Genomic DNA, 18045 nt, shown 5'->3' with positions numbered 1-18045 from the left:
GCCTATCCGTATGCGATAAGCGCTCTGATTTTTGAATATCGCTCTTACTCGAAGCGCGCTAGTGACTTATCGAGAACAAGCGCACGCGCCATGAGAAAAGCCCCAGACCATTGCTGATCTGGGGCTTTAAATCTGGTGGCCTGGGACGGAATCGAACCGCCGACACAAGGATTTTCAATCCTCTGCTCTACCGACTGAGCTACCGGGCCTTTTTCTATTCAGCGCATGTGTTCGCTGAAGCCATGATTATAGGCATATTTTTCGGTCTCAATTCCGACCCGGGCAGGTGCACCCAGCTCATCACACCGCTTGTGCAGAAAAATCCGGCCTGAGATGCAGAAAAGCCTCAGAACTTTACAGTACTGAGGCTTTGAATTTGGTGGCCTGGGACGGAATCGAACCGCCGACACAAGGATTTTCAATCCTCTGCTCTACCGACTGAGCTACCGGGCCTTTTTTCAGCACCCTTGAGTACTGAAGCCACGATTATAGGCATACTTTTCAGCCTCAAATCGAAACTCGCGATTTTTTTGAAAATTATCCTCGGCGGTTGCGACCGAGGTCCACACCCAGCTGTCGCAGTTTGCGATAGAGGTGGGTACGCTCAAGACCTGTTTTCTCGGCCACACGCGTCATGGAGCCACCTTCGCGCGCCAGGTGAAATTCAAAGTAGGCCTTTTCAAAACCATCACGTGCCTCGCGCAGCGGGCGGTCCAGGTCAAAGCCTTGGTGAGAGTTGGGCAAGTTGTCTTCAGCGGCCTGTGCGGTAATGCTTGCGGTGGCTGAAGGTACTGCGCCGTTGCTGCTTGAAGACGCGGCCTCCGCATTCTGGCTTGCTGTGCTGCGGGCCAGACCCTGCTCCACTGCCTTGAGCAGCTTTTGCATGGTGATGGGCTTTTCGAGGAAGGAGAGTGCTCCGATGCGTGTTGCCTCGACCGCCGTTTCAATGGTGGCGTGGCCACTCATCATGATGACGGGCATGGTGAGCTGGCCTGCGGTCGCCCACTCTTTAAGCAGAGTAACGCCGTCCGTATCGGGCATCCAGATGTCGAGCAGGACCAGGTCGTAGTTATGGGTTGCTCTGGATACGCGTGCCTGCGTGGCGTTTTCTGCCACGTCCACACTATGACCTTCGTCGTTGAGGATTTCCGACAACAAATCCCGGATCCCCAGTTCGTCGTCGACCACCAGTATGTTTGCCATGTGTCTAAAGCCTATTGCTGTGCATTGTCCAGAGGCGCAATCAAGCGTCCGCCTCTGTGCGATCGTTGGGTACAAATGATAGCGACACTCGCGCGCCTTGAACTACCCCGTCTTCCTCTCGATTACCCAGGTCTACTCTTGCGCCGTGTTCATCTGCAATTTTCTTGACGACAGCCAAGCCAAGACCCGTTCCGCGAGTCTTGGTTGTGACGTAGGGCTCGAAAGCTCTTTGCAAAATATTAGGTGCAAAACCCGTGCCACTGTCGCTGATGCTCAGGCGCACGCGCTGAGCCGCATCGTTCCAGCGGGTTTCGATTGTGACGGAGCCCGGAGTCTGCCCTGTTTCCTGGGCTCTCTGCGCAGTCGCATCTTGTGCATTTTGCAAAAGATTGTGGATGACTTGGCGCAATTGCTGGCTGTCGCCTTGAATCAAAGGGCAGGTTTCGTCCAGCGACACGTCCACACGCACCGTCGCATTCTCTTCACCGTAGAGCTGCAAAACATCTGCAACCAGTGCATTCAGGTCTAGCGGCTGCAAGTTGGCGGCGGGCAGTCGCGCGTATTCGCGGAACTCATCGACCAGCCGCTTCATGGCGGCAACCTGATCGACGATGGTTTTGACGGACTTGGCCAGCAGTGCCTGCTCTGTGGGCTGGAGCTTGTCAGTCAGCTTCATGGCCATGCGCTCGGCAGACAGCTGAATTGGGGTCAGCGGATTCTTGATTTCATGGGCGACGCGGCGGGCCACTTCGCCCCATGCCTGTGCACGCTGGGCCGAGACAATTTCTGAAATATCGTCAAACACCAGCAGGCGCTGGTCATCGGGCAGCTCTGCACCACGCATGACGAGGCTTGTGGTGTTGTGCACCACATCGCCATTGCCGCTGCCGCCATCAAGCTCATAGACCTGCTGCCAGCGGTCACGGCCCTGCTCGCCAGAGACATCGCCAAGAAAGATATCGAACTGCTCCTGCACCACGCGGGCAAAGTCTTGCAGACCAGAAACATCGCGCAGGCGCTTGCCCTGAAACACCGCCATAGGCGCTCGCAGAATGCGTGTGGCACCCGGATTGCTGAGCACAATACGCCAGTTTTTATCGAGCACGATGACGCCCGATGTGAGGTTATCCAGAATGGTCTGCAGATTGCTGCGTGCAGCATCGAGCTGGAGCAAGTTGCGGTTGGCATCAGAACGGGCATCGGCCAGCTGCTGCGTCATGACAGCAAAAGAGCGCGTTAGCCCACCAATTTCATCTCCGGTTTGCAGCGCTGGTTTGGGTCGCAAATCACCGCGCGCCACATCACGCATGCCCTGCGCCAGCAGCAGCAACGGCTTGGCCAGTTGATTACCCAGCACCACCGCCAGCACCACCGCGCCAAACACGGCCAAAAACAGCGCCAGCGTAAGCGTGCCGATATACATGCGCTGCAATCCAGCGCGAGCAAGCGCTCGCTCCTGATACTCGCGATTAGCGTCTTGTACGGCCAGTGCATTGATGACCAGTGCCTCTGGCAGCGGGATCATGGCCTGCAGATAACGAGCCTCTTCCAGCAGATTTACCGTGGAGCTGGGGACCAGCGCCAGCGTGCGCACCTTGGCATTGATAGCGGTTTTTTCGGCGGGCGCATCCCCTGCGTCATCCAGCCCTTCGATGCTGGCAACGGCACGCTGACCGCCTTGTTCACGCAAGATGCGTAGCTGCTGGGGAGTGGGGCGATCGGGTGCCAAACTGAATTGCGATTGACCGGCGCTGGCAATGGCTTTACCCGATGCATTCCAAAGCACCACATCCGTCGCACCAATCTGGTCACGAATGCGTTCCAGCATCAAAGCTGCGCCTGCATCCGAAGTCTGGGACAGCTGCATGCCCGCAGTGCGGGTGTTGTTGGCCATATCGTTGGCCACCGTATCCAGCGTTGAGCTGGCCAGGCTCACGCCCGCAGACAGTGCACCTTCAACCTTGACATCAAACCAGCTCTCAATGGAGCGCGAGACAAACTGGTAAGACACCACATAAATAAGCAAACCCGGCAGCAAGCCCACCAGCATGAAGATGCCTGCCAGCTTGAGCAGCAACCGGCTGCCAAAGCGCCCGCGCTTGAGCCGCAGCGCCAGCCGCAGGCCGCCCCACAGCAGCACCAGCAGCAGCAGACCTGCAGCCACCACATTGGCGGCAAACAGCCAGTTGTAATTGCGCTCATAAGCCAGGCGGTTGTTGGTCGCCATGGTCAGCAAGAACAGCAGCAAAACGCCGACCACCACCATCAGGACCACGCCCGTCCCCACGGCCCAGCGCGTGGTGCGTGACCAGCGCCCTGCAGTTGCCGTGCGGCTTTCCGCATCCAGATGCTGAAACTCGGCCATCAGGGCGCAGCCTCCAGAGCCTGGGTGCGAGAGAGCTGCAAATTCCAGCCCGAGCGGCCCAGAGCGCCTATCTGCAAGGGTCTGGGCAGCGAAGAGAGATCGACTCGAAAGCGCAGTTGCACGGAAACTCCAGAGGTCGAGCTGAGCTGCCCAGGCTCCAGAATCTTCCAGCGATTAATGCGCTGAATGGCAGCCACAGCGTCTTCCAGTTGTTCATAAGTCTGCCCCAGCGCCAGCCCCGTTCCGGAGCTGGTAAAGGCCGTATTGGAGATATGCAGGCGCCAGCGGCGTGTGAGCGGCTGGTGCGTGAGGCGGAAGTACCGCGTTGCCACGCCCAGCTGCTGATCAGACCAGTACCAGCGCTCACGCTGCACCTGCGCATCAGCAACAAAATACATGGGGATGCCCTGACGCAGAGCATCTTCCACTTGACCGGGCAGCTCGAATTGCAAGGTGGCAGAGAGGAAGACGCCTTCATCAGTGCGGGTGACCTGCATGGAGCTGATGTCCGGAACCACGGTATCTGCATGTGCCTGTGACAGGCTGCCCCACAGCAGCAGCGCTGTAAGACAGACCCAGACCATACAGCGCACAGCCCTCGCCGCAGCGTTAGCGCGATTTTTCCAGCAGAGCGTAAAAAAAGCCGTCGTGGTCACCTAAGGGATTGTCAGACACAGAGCCGTCTTTTGCCGAATTACCGGGCAATAAATGCCCCGGAGCAGGCAAGCTGGTCACAGTAGTGTTGCGTGTAAGAAACGCTTGCATCTGCACATCGCCTTCGGACTTGAAAACGGAGCAGGTGCAATAGACCATGCGACCGCCTGGCTGCAGCAGCGGCCACAGCGTATCGAGCAGCTTGGACTGGATGGCGGCGAGCTGGGCCACATCGCTTTCGCGGCGCAACCAGCGCACATCGGGCTGGCGGCGAACAATGCCCGAGGCCGTGCATGGCGCATCCAGCAAAATGGCATCAAAAGGCAGGCCACCGCATTGCGACTCAAGCCAGTCTTGAGGCTTAGAGGCATCGGCCACCACCACCTTGGCTTGCAGACCCAGACGAGCCAGCGTCTCGCCAATACGGCGGGCGCGCTCGGGGTCAATTTCCAGCGCTGTCACCTCAATGCTGCCGGGCGCGGCGTGCTCCAGCAGGTGAGCGGTCTTGCCACCGGGGGCGGCACAGGCGTCCAGCACACGCAGGGGGCGGCCTTCGGGCAATGCCAGTCCGTTCAGCAGCAAAGGCGCAGCAGCTTGGGCTGCACCGTCTTGTACCGAGGCCCAGCCTTCTTCAAAGTGCGGCAGCTCTTGCACGGGAGCGGCATGCTCCAGCTGAAGGCCTGATTCAGCAACGGCCTTCGCCTTCAAATTCATAGCTTCCAGCGCTGACTGGTATTGCGCTGGAGTGCATTTTTGCGTATTCACACGCAAGGTCATGGGCGGCTGATCGTTATTGGCCGCCAGAATGGCCTGCCAATCCTGAGGATGGTCTTTCTTGAGGCGTGCAATCCACCAGGCGGGATGGTTCCACACCGCAACCGGATCGTTTTCCGTGACCGAGACCAGTTCATCGCGCTCACGCAAGAAACGGCGCAAGCAGGCGTTGATAAAGCCAGATTGCGCACGGGCGGCACCGTTCTTGGCGGCTTCAACGGCCTGATTGACCAGCGTGAACGGCGGGTAAGGCGCATGGGCTTCATCCCATGCCAGTGCCAGAGCCGTGCTCAGCAAAGCGCTGACCTTGGGTGCGGGCGCACGCGACACCAGCTGTTTTTGCAGCGCCTGGGCACGGCCCAGATTGCGCAGCACCTGAAACAGCAAAGCCTGCACACCCGGACGCAAACGCTGCGGCACCTGTGCCAGCACGGTCTTGCTGGACTGGCCACCCAGAATGCCGTGCAGGGCCTTGGCCACCGCATCCAGCTGTTGCCACAGGGCAGGCGCATTGGGCGTGGCAGCACCTTGGCTGGCGTTCTTGGGTTTGGACGGCGTGGAAGTCATGAAATGCAGGCCTGAAAATTTTGAATCAATGAAAAACGCTCCCGTCTGCACAAGGCAGAGCGGGAGCGCGGTGCATCAGCAGTGATCTGAAGCCGTTGTCAGCTTCAGATCAGGGCTTTGCTTACTCAGCCGATGCGTTGCCCGCAGGAGCAACTTCAGCGTCGTCGGACAGAACACCGGCCAGCTCAGCTTCTTCAGCCTCGGCAATGGCGCGGCGCTCGGCGTCGTCCATTTCGTCCTTGGCCTTGCGAGCCTGGTGGTAAGCCAGACCGGTACCGGCAGGAATCAGACGACCCACGATCACGTTTTCCTTCAGACCACGCAGTTCGTCGCGCTTGCCCATGATGGCAGCTTCGGTCAGAACACGTGTGGTTTCCTGGAAGGAAGCCGCAGAGATGAACGAGTCGGTCGACAGCGACGCCTTGGTAATACCCAGCAGCACGTTGGAGTACGTAGCAGGGATCTTGCCTTCGCGTTGCATGGCTTCGTTGGTGTTGAGCACCTCGGAACGCTCGACCTGTTCACCCTGGATGTAGGTGGTATCGCCAGAGTTCTCGATGATCACGCGACGCAGCATCTGGCGAACGATCACCTCGATGTGCTTGTCGTTAATCTTCACGCCCTGCAAGCGGTACACGTCCTGCACTTCGTCAACGATGTAACGAGCCAGTTCTTCGATACCCAGCAAACGCAGGATGTCTTGTGGGTCGGCTGGGCCGTCCACAATCGATTCGCCCTTGTTCACCACCTGGCCTTCGTGGACCAGAATGTTGCGTTCCTTAGGCACCAGCTCTTCAGAGACCTTGCCTTCCAGATCAGTGATCTGCAGGCGGATCTTGCCCTTGGTTTCCTTACCGAACGACACGGTACCGGTCATCTCGGCCAGAGTACCCTTGTCCTTAGGCGTACGGGCTTCGAACAGCTCGGCCACACGTGGCAGACCACCGGTAATGTCTCGGGTCTTCTGACCTTCAACAGGGATACGGGCCAGCACTTCGCCTGGGCCCACTTCCTGGCCGTCACGCACTTGAATCAGCGCGCCAACCTGGAAGCCAATCGTCACCGAGTGATCGGTACCGGGGATCTTGACTTCCTGGTTGTTGGCGTCGATCAGCTTGACCTGAGGACGAACCACCTTGGCAGAGCCGCGGCGCTTGGGATCGATCACCACCAGAGTGGACAGACCGGTCACTTCGTCGACCTGCTTGGCAACCGTCAGACCTTCTTCCACATTTTCGAAATTCACGCGACCGGCGTATTCCGTAATGATGGGTCGAGTCAGAGGATCCCAGTTAGCCAGGATCTTGCCAGCCTTGATGGCTTCATCAGGCTTGATCGTCAGGATGGCGCCATAAGGCACTTTGTGACGCTCACGCTCACGGCCGTTTTCGCTGATCACGATTTCGCCGGAACGGGAAATCACCACCAGCTCGCCCTTGGTGTTGGACACATAGCGCATCGTGCTGTTGAAGCCGATGGAACCATTGGACTTGGCTTCCACGCTCGAAGCGATAGCCGCACGCGAAGCCGCACCACCAATGTGGAACGTACGCATGGTCAGCTGTGTACCGGGTTCACCGATGGACTGAGCAGCAATCACACCCACGGCTTCGCCGAGGTTGATCATGCCGCCGCGACCCAAGTCACGACCGTAGCAGGTTGCGCACAGACCAAAGCGGGTTTCGCAGGTCAAAGCGGTACGCACCTTGATCTCGTCCACGCCATGGGTTTCCAGCTCTTCCAGCAGGTCTTCGTCCAGCAAGGTGCCAGCAGGCAGCAGCACGGAACGGTTTTCTGGATGCAGCACTTCTTCAGCAGTGGTACGGCCCAGCACGCGGTCGCGCAGGGACTCGATCACTTCACCGCCTTCGACGATGGCGCGCATCAGGTAACCGTTGGAGGTACCGCAGTCTTGTTCGTTCACGACCAAGTCTTGCGTCACGTCCACCAGACGACGAGTCAGGTAACCCGAGTTCGCTGTCTTCAACGCCGTATCCGCCAGACCCTTACGAGCACCGTGGGTGGAGATGAAGTACTGCAGCACGTTGAGGCCTTCGCGGAAGTTCGCGGTAATAGGCGTCTCAATAATCGAGCCATCAGGCTTGGCCATCAGACCACGCATACCGGCCAGCTGACGAATCTGAGCTGCGGAGCCTCGGGCGCCGGAGTCAGCCATCATGTAAATGGCGTTGAACGATTCCTGGTCCACCACGTTGCCGTGACGGTCAGTGGTCTTTTCAACCTTCAGCTGGTCCATCATCACCTTGGACACGTCGTCACCGGCCTTGCCCCAGATGTCCACAACCTTGTTGTAGCGCTCACCGGAGGTCACCAGACCCGAAACGTACTGCTGTTCGATTTCCTTCACTTCGCCTTCGGCGCGTGCCAGGATGTCGGCCTTTTGTGGAGGCACCAGCATGTCATCGATGGAGATCGAGATACCAGCGTGGGTGGACAGACGGAAACCGTTTTGCAGCAGCTTGTCCGCAAACACAACCGTTGCCTTCAGACCGCACTTGCGGAAGGAGGCATTGATCAGCTTGGAGATTTCCTTCTTCTTCAGCGCCTTGTTCATGTTGCTGAAAGCCAGGCCCTTGGGCAGGATTTCAGACATCAGAGCACGACCCACAGTGGTTTCCACGAGCGAGGTCACGGGCTCGAATTCGCCCGATTCCTTGTTCTTGCTCCACTCGGTCAAGCGAACGCTGATCTTGGCGTGCAGTTCGGTCTCACCGGCGTCCAGAGCGCGTTGCAGCTCCATCAGGTCGGCAAACACCATGCCTTCGCCCTTGCCGTTGATCTTTTCACGCGTGGCGTGATACAGACCCAGCACCACGTCCTGAGAAGGAACGATGGAGGGTTCGCCCGAAGCGGGGAACAGCACGTTGTTCGAGGCCAGCATCAGAACGCGGGCTTCCATCTGTGCTTCCACAGACAAAGGCACGTGAACAGCCATCTGGTCACCGTCGAAGTCGGCGTTGAACGCAGCGCAAACCAGCGGGTGCAGTTGCAGGGCCTTGCCTTCGATCAGGATGGGCTCAAACGCCTGGATACCCAGACGGTGCAGCGTAGGCGCACGGTTGAGCATGATGGGGTGTTCCTTGATGACTTCTTCAAGGATGTCCCACACCACGGGCGTACCGGCTTCCACTTCCTTCTTGGCAGCCTTGATGGTCGTGGCAATGCCGCGCTGCTCGAGCTGCGCAAAGATGAAGGGCTTGAACAGCTCCAGCGCCATCAGCTTGGGCAGACCGCACTGGTGCAGCTTGAGGTAAGGACCCACGGTAATCACGGAACGACCGGAGTAGTCCACGCGCTTGCCCAGCAAGTTCTGACGGAAACGACCGCTCTTACCCTTGATCATGTCGGCCAGGGACTTCAGGGCACGCTTGTTGGCGCCCGTCATAGCCTTACCGCGACGACCGTTGTCCAGCAGCGAGTCAACCGCTTCTTGCAACATGCGCTTTTCATTGCGAGCAATGATTTCCGGAGCCTTCAGCTCCAGCAGGCGGCGCAGACGCGAGTTACGGTTAATAACGCGGCGGTACAGGTCGTTCAGGTCGGAAGTCGCAAAGCGACCGCCGTCCAGAGGCACCAGAGGACGCAGATCGGGAGGCAGCACAGGCAGCACTTCCATCACCATCCAGCCGGGCTTGATACCAGACTTCTTAAACGCTTCCAGCAGCTTCAGGCGCTTTGCATTCTTCTTGACCTTGACTTCAGAGCCGGTCAAGTCGTTGCGCAGGCGTTCGATTTCGATGTCGATATCGATGCCTTCCAGCAGGTCCTTGATGCCTTCAGCGCCCATCTTGGCGGTGAATTCGTCGTAGCCGTATTCGATCTGCTTAGCGTCGTAGTCGTCCTCGGTCATGATGCTGAACTTCTTCAGCGGAGTCATGCCGGGGTCGGTCACCACGTAGGCTTCAAAGTACAGCACGCGCTCGATGTCACGCAGCGTCATGTCCAGAACCAGGCCCAGGCGCGAAGGCAGGGACTTCAGGAACCAGATGTGAGCGCAAGGCGCAGCCAGGTCGATGTGACCCATGCGTTCACGGCGAACCTTGGTCTGTGTGACTTCAACGCCGCACTTCTCACAGATCACACCGCGGTGCTTCAGGCGCTTGTACTTACCGCACAGGCATTCGTAGTCCTTGATTGGGCCAAAGATCTTGGCGCAAAACAGACCATCACGCTCAGGCTTGAAGGTACGGTAGTTAATCGTTTCAGGCTTCTTCACTTCACCAAAAGACCACGAACGGATCTTTTCGGGAGAAGCCAGACCAATTTTGATCGCATCAAAATGGTCGTCAGGCGTAAATTGCTTGAACAGGTCGAGTAGCGATTTCATGTAACTCTTTCCCTTTTCGTCAAAAATCATTGCAGCCACCGCTGGATTTGCCTTGGTTTGAGGAAAGAACCAAGCGCAAATCCTTTGTTTTCAAGCGGTTGCAGCTCTCTGTTTAATAGGCGTTAAGAACGCTCGAGCTCGATATCCAAGCCCAGAGAGCGGATTTCCTTGACCAGCACGTTGAACGATTCGGGCATGCCCGCTTCGATCGAGTGCTCGCCCTTGACGATGGACTCGTACACCTTGGTACGACCCACCACGTCATCGGACTTCACAGTCAGCATTTCCTGCAGCACATATGCGGCGCCGTAAGCTTCCAGCGCCCACACTTCCATTTCACCGAAACGCTGGCCACCGAACTGAGCTTTACCGCCCAGAGGTTGCTGCGTAACCAGCGAGTAAGGACCTGTGGAGCGGGCGTGCATCTTGTCGTCGACCAAGTGGTGCAGCTTCAGGTAGTGCATGTAGCCGATGGTGGTCGGACGCTCAAAGCGCTCGCCAGTACGGCCGTCATACAGGTAGGCCTGAGTGCGGGGTTCGGTCAGGCCCTTGGCCTTTGCGACGTCCTCAGGATAGGCCAGTTGCAGCATGTCCTTGATTTCGGCTTCAGAAGCACCATCAAACACAGGGGTTGCGAAAGGCACGCCAGTGGTCAATTCCTTGGCCATGGACATGACTTCGCCGTCGTCGAGGTGAGACAGCTCTTCCTTGCGACCGCTGCGGTTGTAGATCTCTTCCAGGAAGGCGCGCACTTCAGCAGCACGGGCTTCCTTTTGCAGCATGTCACCGATGCGCTGGCCCAGACCCTTGCCGGCCCAGCCCAAGTGCACTTCCAGCACCTGACCGATGTTCATACGCGAAGGCACGCCCAGCGGGTTCAGCACGATGTCGGCAGTGGAGCCATCAGCCAGGAAAGGCATGTCTTCCACGGGAGTGATCTTGGAGACCACACCCTTGTTACCGTGACGACCGGCCATCTTGTCACCAGGCTGCAGACGACGCTTGACGGCCAGGTACACCTTGACCATCTTCAGCACGCCAGCTGGCAACTCATCGCCTTGCGTGAGCTTCTTGCGCTTTTCTTCGAACGCCAGATCAAACGTGTGACGCTGCTGCTCGATGGAGTTCTTGATGGACTCCAGCTGAGCGGCCACATCGTCTTCTGCAGGACGAATATCGAACCAGTGGAACTTCTCCACGCCGTCCAGATACGCCTTGTCGATCTTGGCACCCTTGGACAGTTTCTGAGGACCGCCGTTGGCCACGCGGCCAGTCAGCAGCTTCTCGATACGGTCAAAAGCATCAGCCTCAACAATACGTAGCTGGTCGTTCAGGTCCAGACGGAAGCGCTTGAGCTCATCATCAATAATTTGCTGAGCACGCTTGTCGCGCTGGATGCCTTCACGCGTGAACACTTGCACGTCGATCACGGTGCCCGAAGAGCCCTGATCCACACGCAAAGAAGTGTCCTTCACGTCGGAAGCCTTCTCGCCGAAGATGGCGCGCAGCAGCTTCTCTTCAGGCGTCAGCGTGGTTTCACCCTTAGGAGTGACCTTGCCCACCAGCACATCGCCGGGTTGCACTTCTGCACCCACGTAGATAATGCCCGACTCGTCCATGCGGTTCAGTTGCTGCTCGGACAGGTTGGGAATGTCGCGTGTGATTTCTTCGGCACCCAGCTTGGTGTCGCGAGCCATCACAACGAGTTCTTCGATGTGGATCGAGGTATAGCGATCGTCAGCCACGATGCGCTCGTTGATCATCACCGAGTCTTCGTAGTTGTAGCCGTTCCAGGGCATGAACGCGATCAGCATGTTCTGGCCGATAGCGATTTCACCCAGATCGGTCGAAGCGCCGTCAGCCAGCACATCACCCTTGGCCAGCTTATCGCCACGGCTGACGATAGGACGCTGGTGAATGTTGGTGTTCTGGTTGGAACGCTGATACTTGATCAGGTTGTAGATGTCCACGCCAACTTCGCCAGCAACGGCTTCGTCGTCGTTCACACGGATCACGATACGGGTCGCGTCGACGTAGTCAACGATACCGCCACGCTTGGCCGTCACCACAGTGCCGGAGTCAACCGCAGCAACGCGCTCGATACCGGTACCGACCATGGGCTTTTCAGGGCGCAGCACAGGCACGGCCTGACGCGACATGTTGGCGCCCATCAAGGCACGGTTCGCGTCATCGTGTTCCAGGAAAGGAATCAGCGAAGCAGCCACCGACACGATCTGCGCAGGCGACACGTCCATGTACTGAACGCGTTCGGCCGACACCAGTGTGGAGTCACCCTTTTCACGGGCCGACACCAGATCACCCACCAGATTGCCAGCGGCATCCAGCTCGGCATTCGCCTGGGCGATCACGTACTTGCCTTCTTCGATGGCCGACAGGTAGTCGATGTCCATCGTGACCTTGCCATCCACCACGCGACGGTACGGGGTTTCAATGAAACCGTACTCGTTCAGGCGGGCGTACAGAGCCAGCGAGTTGATCAGACCAATGTTTGGACCTTCAGGCGTTTCGATAGGGCAAACGCGACCGTAGTGGGTCACGTGCACGTCACGCACTTCAAAGCCTGCACGTTCGCGAGTCAGACCGCCTGGGCCCAGAGCGGAAACACGACGCTTGTGCGTGATTTCTGCCAGAGGGTTGGTCTGGTCCATGAACTGCGACAGCTGCGACGCACCGAAGAACTCCTTCAGAGCAGCCGAGATGGGCTTGGAGTTGATCAGGTCGTGAGGCATCAGGGGCTCTTGCTCAGCCTGACCCAGACGTTCCTTCACAGCCTTTTCGATACGCGCCAGACCAGTGCGGTACTGGTTTTCGGCCAGTTCGCCCACGCAACGCACGCGGCGGTTGCCCAGGTGGTCGATGTCATCGACTTCGCCGCGGCCATTGCGCAGGTCCACCAGAATCTTGACCACAGCCAGGATGTCTTCGTTGGACAGCACCATGGGACCGGTCGCGCCTTCGCGGCCAATCTTGGCGTTGAACTTCATGCGGCCCACGCGCGACAGGTCGTACGTGTCAGCGTTGTAGAACAGGCGCTGGAACAGAGCCTGCACTGCATCTTCGGTTGGCGGCTCGCCGGGGCGCATCATGCGGTAGATGGCAACGCGGGCAGCGAACTCGTCCACGGTTTCATCGGTACGCAGAGTCTGCGAGATGTAAGCGCCTTGGTCCAGTTCGTTGGTGTAGATGCACTGAACATCTTGCACACCAGCGCTGCGCAGCTTCTTGAGCAGCGCTTCGGTCAACTCTTCGTTGGCCTTGGCAATGATTTCGCCAGTGTCAGGATCAACGATGTTCTTGGCCAGCACGCGGCCCAGCAGGAAGTCCTCAGGCACGCTGACGAACTTGGTGCCAGATTGCTCCAGTTCGCGAGTGTGACGCGCAGTGATGCGCTTGTCCTTAGCGACGACAACCTTGCCAGCCTTGTCGGTGATGTCGAAACGAGCGACTTCGCCCTTCAGACGATCAGCCACAAATTCCATCTGCGCACCGCTGTCCATCAGGCGGAAGTTGTCGTTCACGAAGAACGTCGCCAGGATGGTTTCAGGTGTCAGGCCAATAGCCTTGAGCAGAATGGAGACAGGCATCTTGCGACGACGGTCAACACGGAAGTACAGCAAGTCCTTGGGATCGAACTCGAAGTCCAACCAGGAGCCGCGGTAAGGGATGATGCGTGCCGAGAACAGCAGCTTGCCCGAGCTATGGGTCTTGCCCTTGTCGTGTTCAAAGAACACGCCAGGCGAACGGTGCAGCTGAGACACGATCACGCGCTCAGTACCGTTGATGATGAACGAACCCTTTTCGGTCATCAGGGGCACTTCGCCCATGTAGACCTCTTGTTCCTTCACTTCCTTGACCACCTTGGACTGTGATGTCGAAGACTCACGGTCATAAATGATCAGCTGAACCTTGGCGCGCACAGCGGAAGCAAAGGTCAGACCACGGGTCTGACATTCACGAACGTCGAAAGCGGGTTTGGCGAGGTTGTACTCGACAAACTTCATCTCCACAAAACCATTGTGAGAGACGATAGGGAAAGCGGAATTGAAGGCCGCTTGCAGGCCATCAATGGTGCGTTTTTTGGGGGCTACATCTGCCTGCAGGAATGCTGTATAGGCATCTTTTTGCATCTGCAGCAGATAAGGCACTTCGAGCACGCTATCGCGGCTCCCGAAGCTTTTGCGAATTCGCTTGCGTTCGGTGTAAGAATAGGCCATGAGATCTCCGGGCAAAGACATGAGTCCTGGGTCTGCGACGACTGCCCCACAGGGGATCACCCTGCGGGCTTGGCGGTTGGCCACTACCAACCATGGCTGACGGCGATGCGTTGCACACCGCCCGAACCAAGGCATCTTCTGCTGTCGGATTGTCAGAAGACACTAAAAAGCAGACTCCCAAAGAAACCTGCTTTCTGGTGTGTTCTTTCAGCGCGTTCCACAAGCGCCAAAGGCTGGAGACCCTTTTAAGAGTCTCCAGCCCTTGATTTTACTGAATTACTTCAGTTCAGCCTTAGCACCGGCTTCGATCAGCTTCTTCACAGCAGCTTCAGCGTCAGCCTTGGCAACAGCTTCCTTGACAGCCTTAGGAGCGCCGTCAACCAGATCCTTAGCTTCCTTCAGACCCAGGCCAGTGATTTCACGCACAGCCTTAATCACGGAAACCTTGTTCGCGCCAGCTTCCAGCAGCATGACGTTGAACTCAGTCTTTTCTTCAGCAGCAGCAGCGCCGCCAGCAGCGCCGCCAGCAGCGGGAGCAGCCATAGCAGCGGCGGACACGCCAAACTTCTCTTCAATAGCCTTGACCAGGTCGTTCAGTTCCAGAACAGTCATGCTGTCCAGGGCGGTCAAGAATGCGTCTTTATCGAATGCCATTTTGATTTCCTAAAATTTGTTGGTTACTTGCCGAGCGCTTAGGCTTCGGCTGTTTCGGCTGCCACTTCGGCAGAGCCTTCGCTCTTCTTTGCCGCCAGAGCGCCCAGCACAACGGCTGTACGCGACATGGGGGACATAAGCAAGCCGCACACTTGTGCCAGCAGAACTTCCTTGGAAGGAATGCTAGCCAGTTGCTTCACACCGTCCACGTCCAGGGCTTTGCCACCGAAAGCGCCACCGCGAATCACCAACTTGTCGTTGGTCTTCGCGAAGTCGGCCACCACCTTAGCGGCAGCCACTGCGTCTTCAGAGAAGCCATAGATCAGAGGACCAGTCATCTGGTCAGCCACCACGTCAAACGCGCTACCGGCGACAGCACGGCGGGCCAGGGTGTTCTTCAACACGCTCAGGCTCACACCCTTGCTGCGAGCATCAGCACGCAGTTTGGTCATGTCGGCGACCGTGATGCCACGGTATTCCGCGATCACAAGCGTTTGAGCTTTAGCGGCGAGGCTGGTCACTTCATTGATGACCGCTTCTTTCTCACTGCGATTAAGACTCAAGGTCTACTCCTTAAATGCACACTCAGGACAAGTCCCTCATGCGCGCTCTTGTTGCAGCGACCAACTGTTTAGGAAAGAATTCCATCTGCAGCGGGATCGCCATCTGCGTTGGCCTTCGTGATTAAGTGATCCAATCACACCAACGGTCTTGGATGACCTGCAAGAGCAACAACTCTCGCAGCCCACCACACCAGATGAGCTAGGCTCATCTGACGATTTCTAGCAATTACGCCGAGATGGATTGTGTATCGACGCGAACGCCCACACCCATAGTCGACGACACTGCCACCTTGCGCAGGTACTGACCCTTGCTGGTAGCAGGCTTAGCCTTGTTCAGGGCATCGATCAGAGCAGCCAGGTTACCCTGCAGCTTGTCGGAGTCGAACGAGCGACGGCCGATGGTGCCGTGAATGATACCGGCCTTGTCCACGCGGAACTGCACTTGACCAGCCTTGGCGTTCTTCACAGCCGTAGCGACGTCAGGAGTCACAGTGCCAACCTTGGGGTTAGGCATCAGGCCACGTGGGCCCAGGATCTGACCCAGCTGACCCACAACGCGCATCGCGTCAGGAGCAGCGATCACCACGTCGAAGGGCATGTCACCGGCCTTGACCATAGCGGCCAGGTCGTCCATACCGACCACGTCAGCGCCAGCAGCCTTGGCTTCTTCAGCCTTGGCGCCTTGTGCGAACACAGCCACGCGAGCAGTCTTACCAGTACCGTGAGGCAGCACAACAGCGCCGCGAACCACTTGGTCCGACTTCTTAGCATCCACGCCCAGTTGCACAGCCACGTCGATGGATTCATCGAACTTGGCAGTTGCAGCTTCCTTCACCAGCGCCACAGCGTCAGCGAAAGCGTACAGCTTGTTGGAATCAACCTTGCCCTGGAGAGCTTTTTGCTTCTTGGTCAACTTGGCCATTTACACGCCCTCCACAATCACGCCCATCGAACGGGCAGAGCCAGCCAGCGTACGCACAGCAGCGTCGACGTCAGCGGCGTTCATGTCCTTCAGCTTGGTGTTAGCAATTTCTTCCAGCTGAGCACGTGTGATCTTGCCGACCTTGTTCTTCAGAGGATTCGAAGAACCCTTGTCCAGCTTGATAGCCTTCTTGATCAGAACAGTTGCGGGAGGCGTCTTGATGATGAACGTGAAGCTCTTATCAGCAAAAGCCGTGATCACCACAGGCAAAGGCAGACCTGGCTCGACACCTTGGGTCTGGGCGTTGAACGCCTTGCAGAATTCCATGATGTTGAGGCCACGCTGACCCAGCGCAGGACCGATGGGAGGGGAAGGGTTGGCCTTACCAGCTGGCACTTGCAGCTTGATGAAGCCGACGATTTTTTTCGCCATGTTGAGCTCCTTACGGGTATAACGCCACTTGCAACCTGTGCAAGCAGCTCCCCGAGGTTTCTGACTCTATAAAAAAGCTTCGCGTCGAGTCAAAAAACGCGAAGCCCTAGATTCTATTGCGAATCTCAAGTTTTCTCAACTTGAGAGAATTCCAATTCCACAGGAGTTGCTCGGCCAAAGATGGTGACCGATACGCGCAAACGATTCTTCTCGTAGTTGACTTCTTCAACCGAGCCATTGAAGTCTGCGAACGGACCTTCCTTGACGCGAATCAATTCACCAACCATGAACTCGACCTTGTGACGCGGCTTTTCAGTACCTTCCTGCATCTGGTCGACGATCTTGCGGATTTCTTCTTCAGAGATGGGCGCAGGACGATTCTTGGCACCACCCACAAAGCCAGTCACCTTGCTGGTGTGCTTGACCAAGTGCCAAGTGTCATCTTCCATGACCATCTCGACAAATACATAGCCTGGGAACAATCGGCGATCTGTAGTGCGGCGCACGCCATTACGCATTTCCACCACTTCTTCAGAAGGCACCAGAATGCGGCCAAACTTGGACTGCATGCCCGAACGCGCAATGCGCTCGGTAATATTACGCTCGACAGCCTTCTCCATACCTGAATAGGCATGGACGATATACCAGCGAAGATCGGGATTGGCGGATGCCGCTGCCCCACCATTCACATCTGTTTCGACAGTATCAGCCATTACTTCCTCCAGCCCAAAATCAGGTCGTACAAGACCCATTCAAGCGTCTTATCGGTGAACCACAAGAACAAGGCCATCACCACTACAAAGGCAAAGACATACAAAGTCATTTGCATCGTTTCTTTGCGGGTTGGCCAGACGACCTTCTTCACTTCACGCCAAGCATCACGGGCGAAGCCGATGAAGCGCTTACCTGGCTCAGAGATCAGAAAAACGAATGCAGACAACACCAGACCAACGATCAAGGCCGACCATTGCACCAGTGCACCTTGCTTGCTCAGCAGATAAAAGCCAGCAATAGAAGCAACAACTAAAGCCGCAACTGCGGCAATTTTTGCTTTGTCAGCAATGGAGCTGACTGTTTCAACCTGAGTAGTGGCCATATTTCGTTTCAAATGCACAAAACTTGTGCAATTTCAAGACACAAAAGCCCGCCAAAGGCGGGCTCTCGTTGATTCCACCATTAAGAGGTGGCAGGGGCAGTAGGAATCGAACCTACAACCTTCGGTTTTGGAGACCGACGCTCTGCCAATTGAGCTATACCCCTACAAATCTATTATGCAATGATCTTGGCAACCACACCGGCGCCAACAGTACGACCACCTTCGCGGATAG

The 18045-nt window shown here is 57.2% G+C and carries 12 protein-coding genes and 3 tRNA genes; all 15 read right to left on the bottom strand.

The window, feature by feature from the left end; all coding sequences use genetic code 11:
* Positions 1-133: 133 nt before the first annotated feature.
* Positions 134-209 (bottom strand) — tRNA-Phe (locus RSF91_RS08190).
* A 168-nt stretch (positions 210-377) separates the two neighbouring features.
* Positions 378-453 (bottom strand) — tRNA-Phe (locus tag RSF91_RS08185).
* Positions 454-537: 84 nt separating this feature from the next.
* Positions 538-1203, bottom strand: a complete 666-nt coding sequence (locus RSF91_RS08180) for a response regulator (RefSeq protein ID WP_332567951.1) — start codon at positions 1201-1203, stop codon at positions 538-540.
* A 40-nt stretch (positions 1204-1243) separates the two neighbouring features.
* Complete coding sequence (locus RSF91_RS08175; protein ID WP_332567950.1) at positions 1244-3568, bottom strand: sensor histidine kinase; 2325 nt, start codon at positions 3566-3568, stop codon at positions 1244-1246.
* Entirely contained in the window at positions 3568-4152 is a 585-nt protein-coding gene (locus tag RSF91_RS08170) for a DUF4390 domain-containing protein (protein ID WP_332567949.1), read from the bottom strand. The genes RSF91_RS08175 and RSF91_RS08170 overlap by 1 nt, the downstream gene beginning before the upstream one ends.
* A gap of 25 nt (positions 4153-4177) precedes the next feature.
* The gene (rsmB, locus tag RSF91_RS08165; protein WP_332567948.1) at positions 4178-5563 is read right to left on the bottom strand and encodes a 16S rRNA (cytosine(967)-C(5))-methyltransferase RsmB; all 1386 of its coding nucleotides are present in this window, start codon (positions 5561-5563) and stop codon (positions 4178-4180) included.
* Positions 5564-5684: 121 nt separating this feature from the next.
* Positions 5685-9911 (bottom strand): DNA-directed RNA polymerase subunit beta', encoded by a 4227-nt coding sequence (gene rpoC / locus RSF91_RS08160; protein WP_099740094.1) that lies wholly within the window; start codon positions 9909-9911, stop codon positions 5685-5687.
* 122 nt (positions 9912-10033) lie between these two features.
* Complete coding sequence (gene rpoB / locus RSF91_RS08155) at positions 10034-14146, bottom strand: DNA-directed RNA polymerase subunit beta (protein WP_099739924.1); 4113 nt, start codon at positions 14144-14146, stop codon at positions 10034-10036.
* Positions 14147-14422: 276 nt separating this feature from the next.
* Positions 14423-14800 carry a 50S ribosomal protein L7/L12 gene (gene rplL / locus RSF91_RS08150; RefSeq protein WP_099739923.1) on the bottom strand — a complete coding sequence of 126 codons (378 nt, stop codon included), beginning with the start codon at positions 14798-14800 and terminating at the stop codon, positions 14423-14425.
* Positions 14801-14838: 38 nt separating this feature from the next.
* Complete coding sequence (gene rplJ / locus RSF91_RS08145; RefSeq protein WP_099739922.1) at positions 14839-15363, bottom strand: 50S ribosomal protein L10; 525 nt, start codon at positions 15361-15363, stop codon at positions 14839-14841.
* A gap of 226 nt (positions 15364-15589) precedes the next feature.
* The gene (gene rplA, locus RSF91_RS08140) at positions 15590-16285 is read right to left on the bottom strand and encodes a 50S ribosomal protein L1 (RefSeq protein WP_099739921.1); all 696 of its coding nucleotides are present in this window, start codon (positions 16283-16285) and stop codon (positions 15590-15592) included.
* Positions 16286-16717, bottom strand: coding sequence for a 50S ribosomal protein L11 (rplK, locus tag RSF91_RS08135; RefSeq protein ID WP_012202438.1), 432 nt, complete (start codon positions 16715-16717; stop codon positions 16286-16288).
* A gap of 125 nt (positions 16718-16842) precedes the next feature.
* On the bottom strand, positions 16843-17430 hold the full coding sequence (gene nusG / locus RSF91_RS08130; RefSeq protein ID WP_099739920.1) for a transcription termination/antitermination protein NusG: 588 nt from the start codon (positions 17428-17430) through the stop codon (positions 16843-16845).
* Complete coding sequence (gene secE / locus RSF91_RS08125) at positions 17430-17813, bottom strand: preprotein translocase subunit SecE (protein WP_332567947.1); 384 nt, start codon at positions 17811-17813, stop codon at positions 17430-17432. The genes nusG and secE overlap by 1 nt, the downstream gene beginning before the upstream one ends.
* A gap of 88 nt (positions 17814-17901) precedes the next feature.
* Positions 17902-17977 (bottom strand) — tRNA-Trp (locus RSF91_RS08120).
* Positions 17978-18045: the final 68 nt, after the last annotated feature.

The sequence above is a fragment of the Comamonas sp. genome (assembly GCF_036643215.1).
Classification (GTDB): Bacteria; Pseudomonadota; Gammaproteobacteria; order Burkholderiales; family Burkholderiaceae_C; genus Comamonas.
The sequence above is the reverse complement of the archived record's forward strand: the minus strand, read 5'-3'. Positions and strand labels throughout refer to the sequence as shown.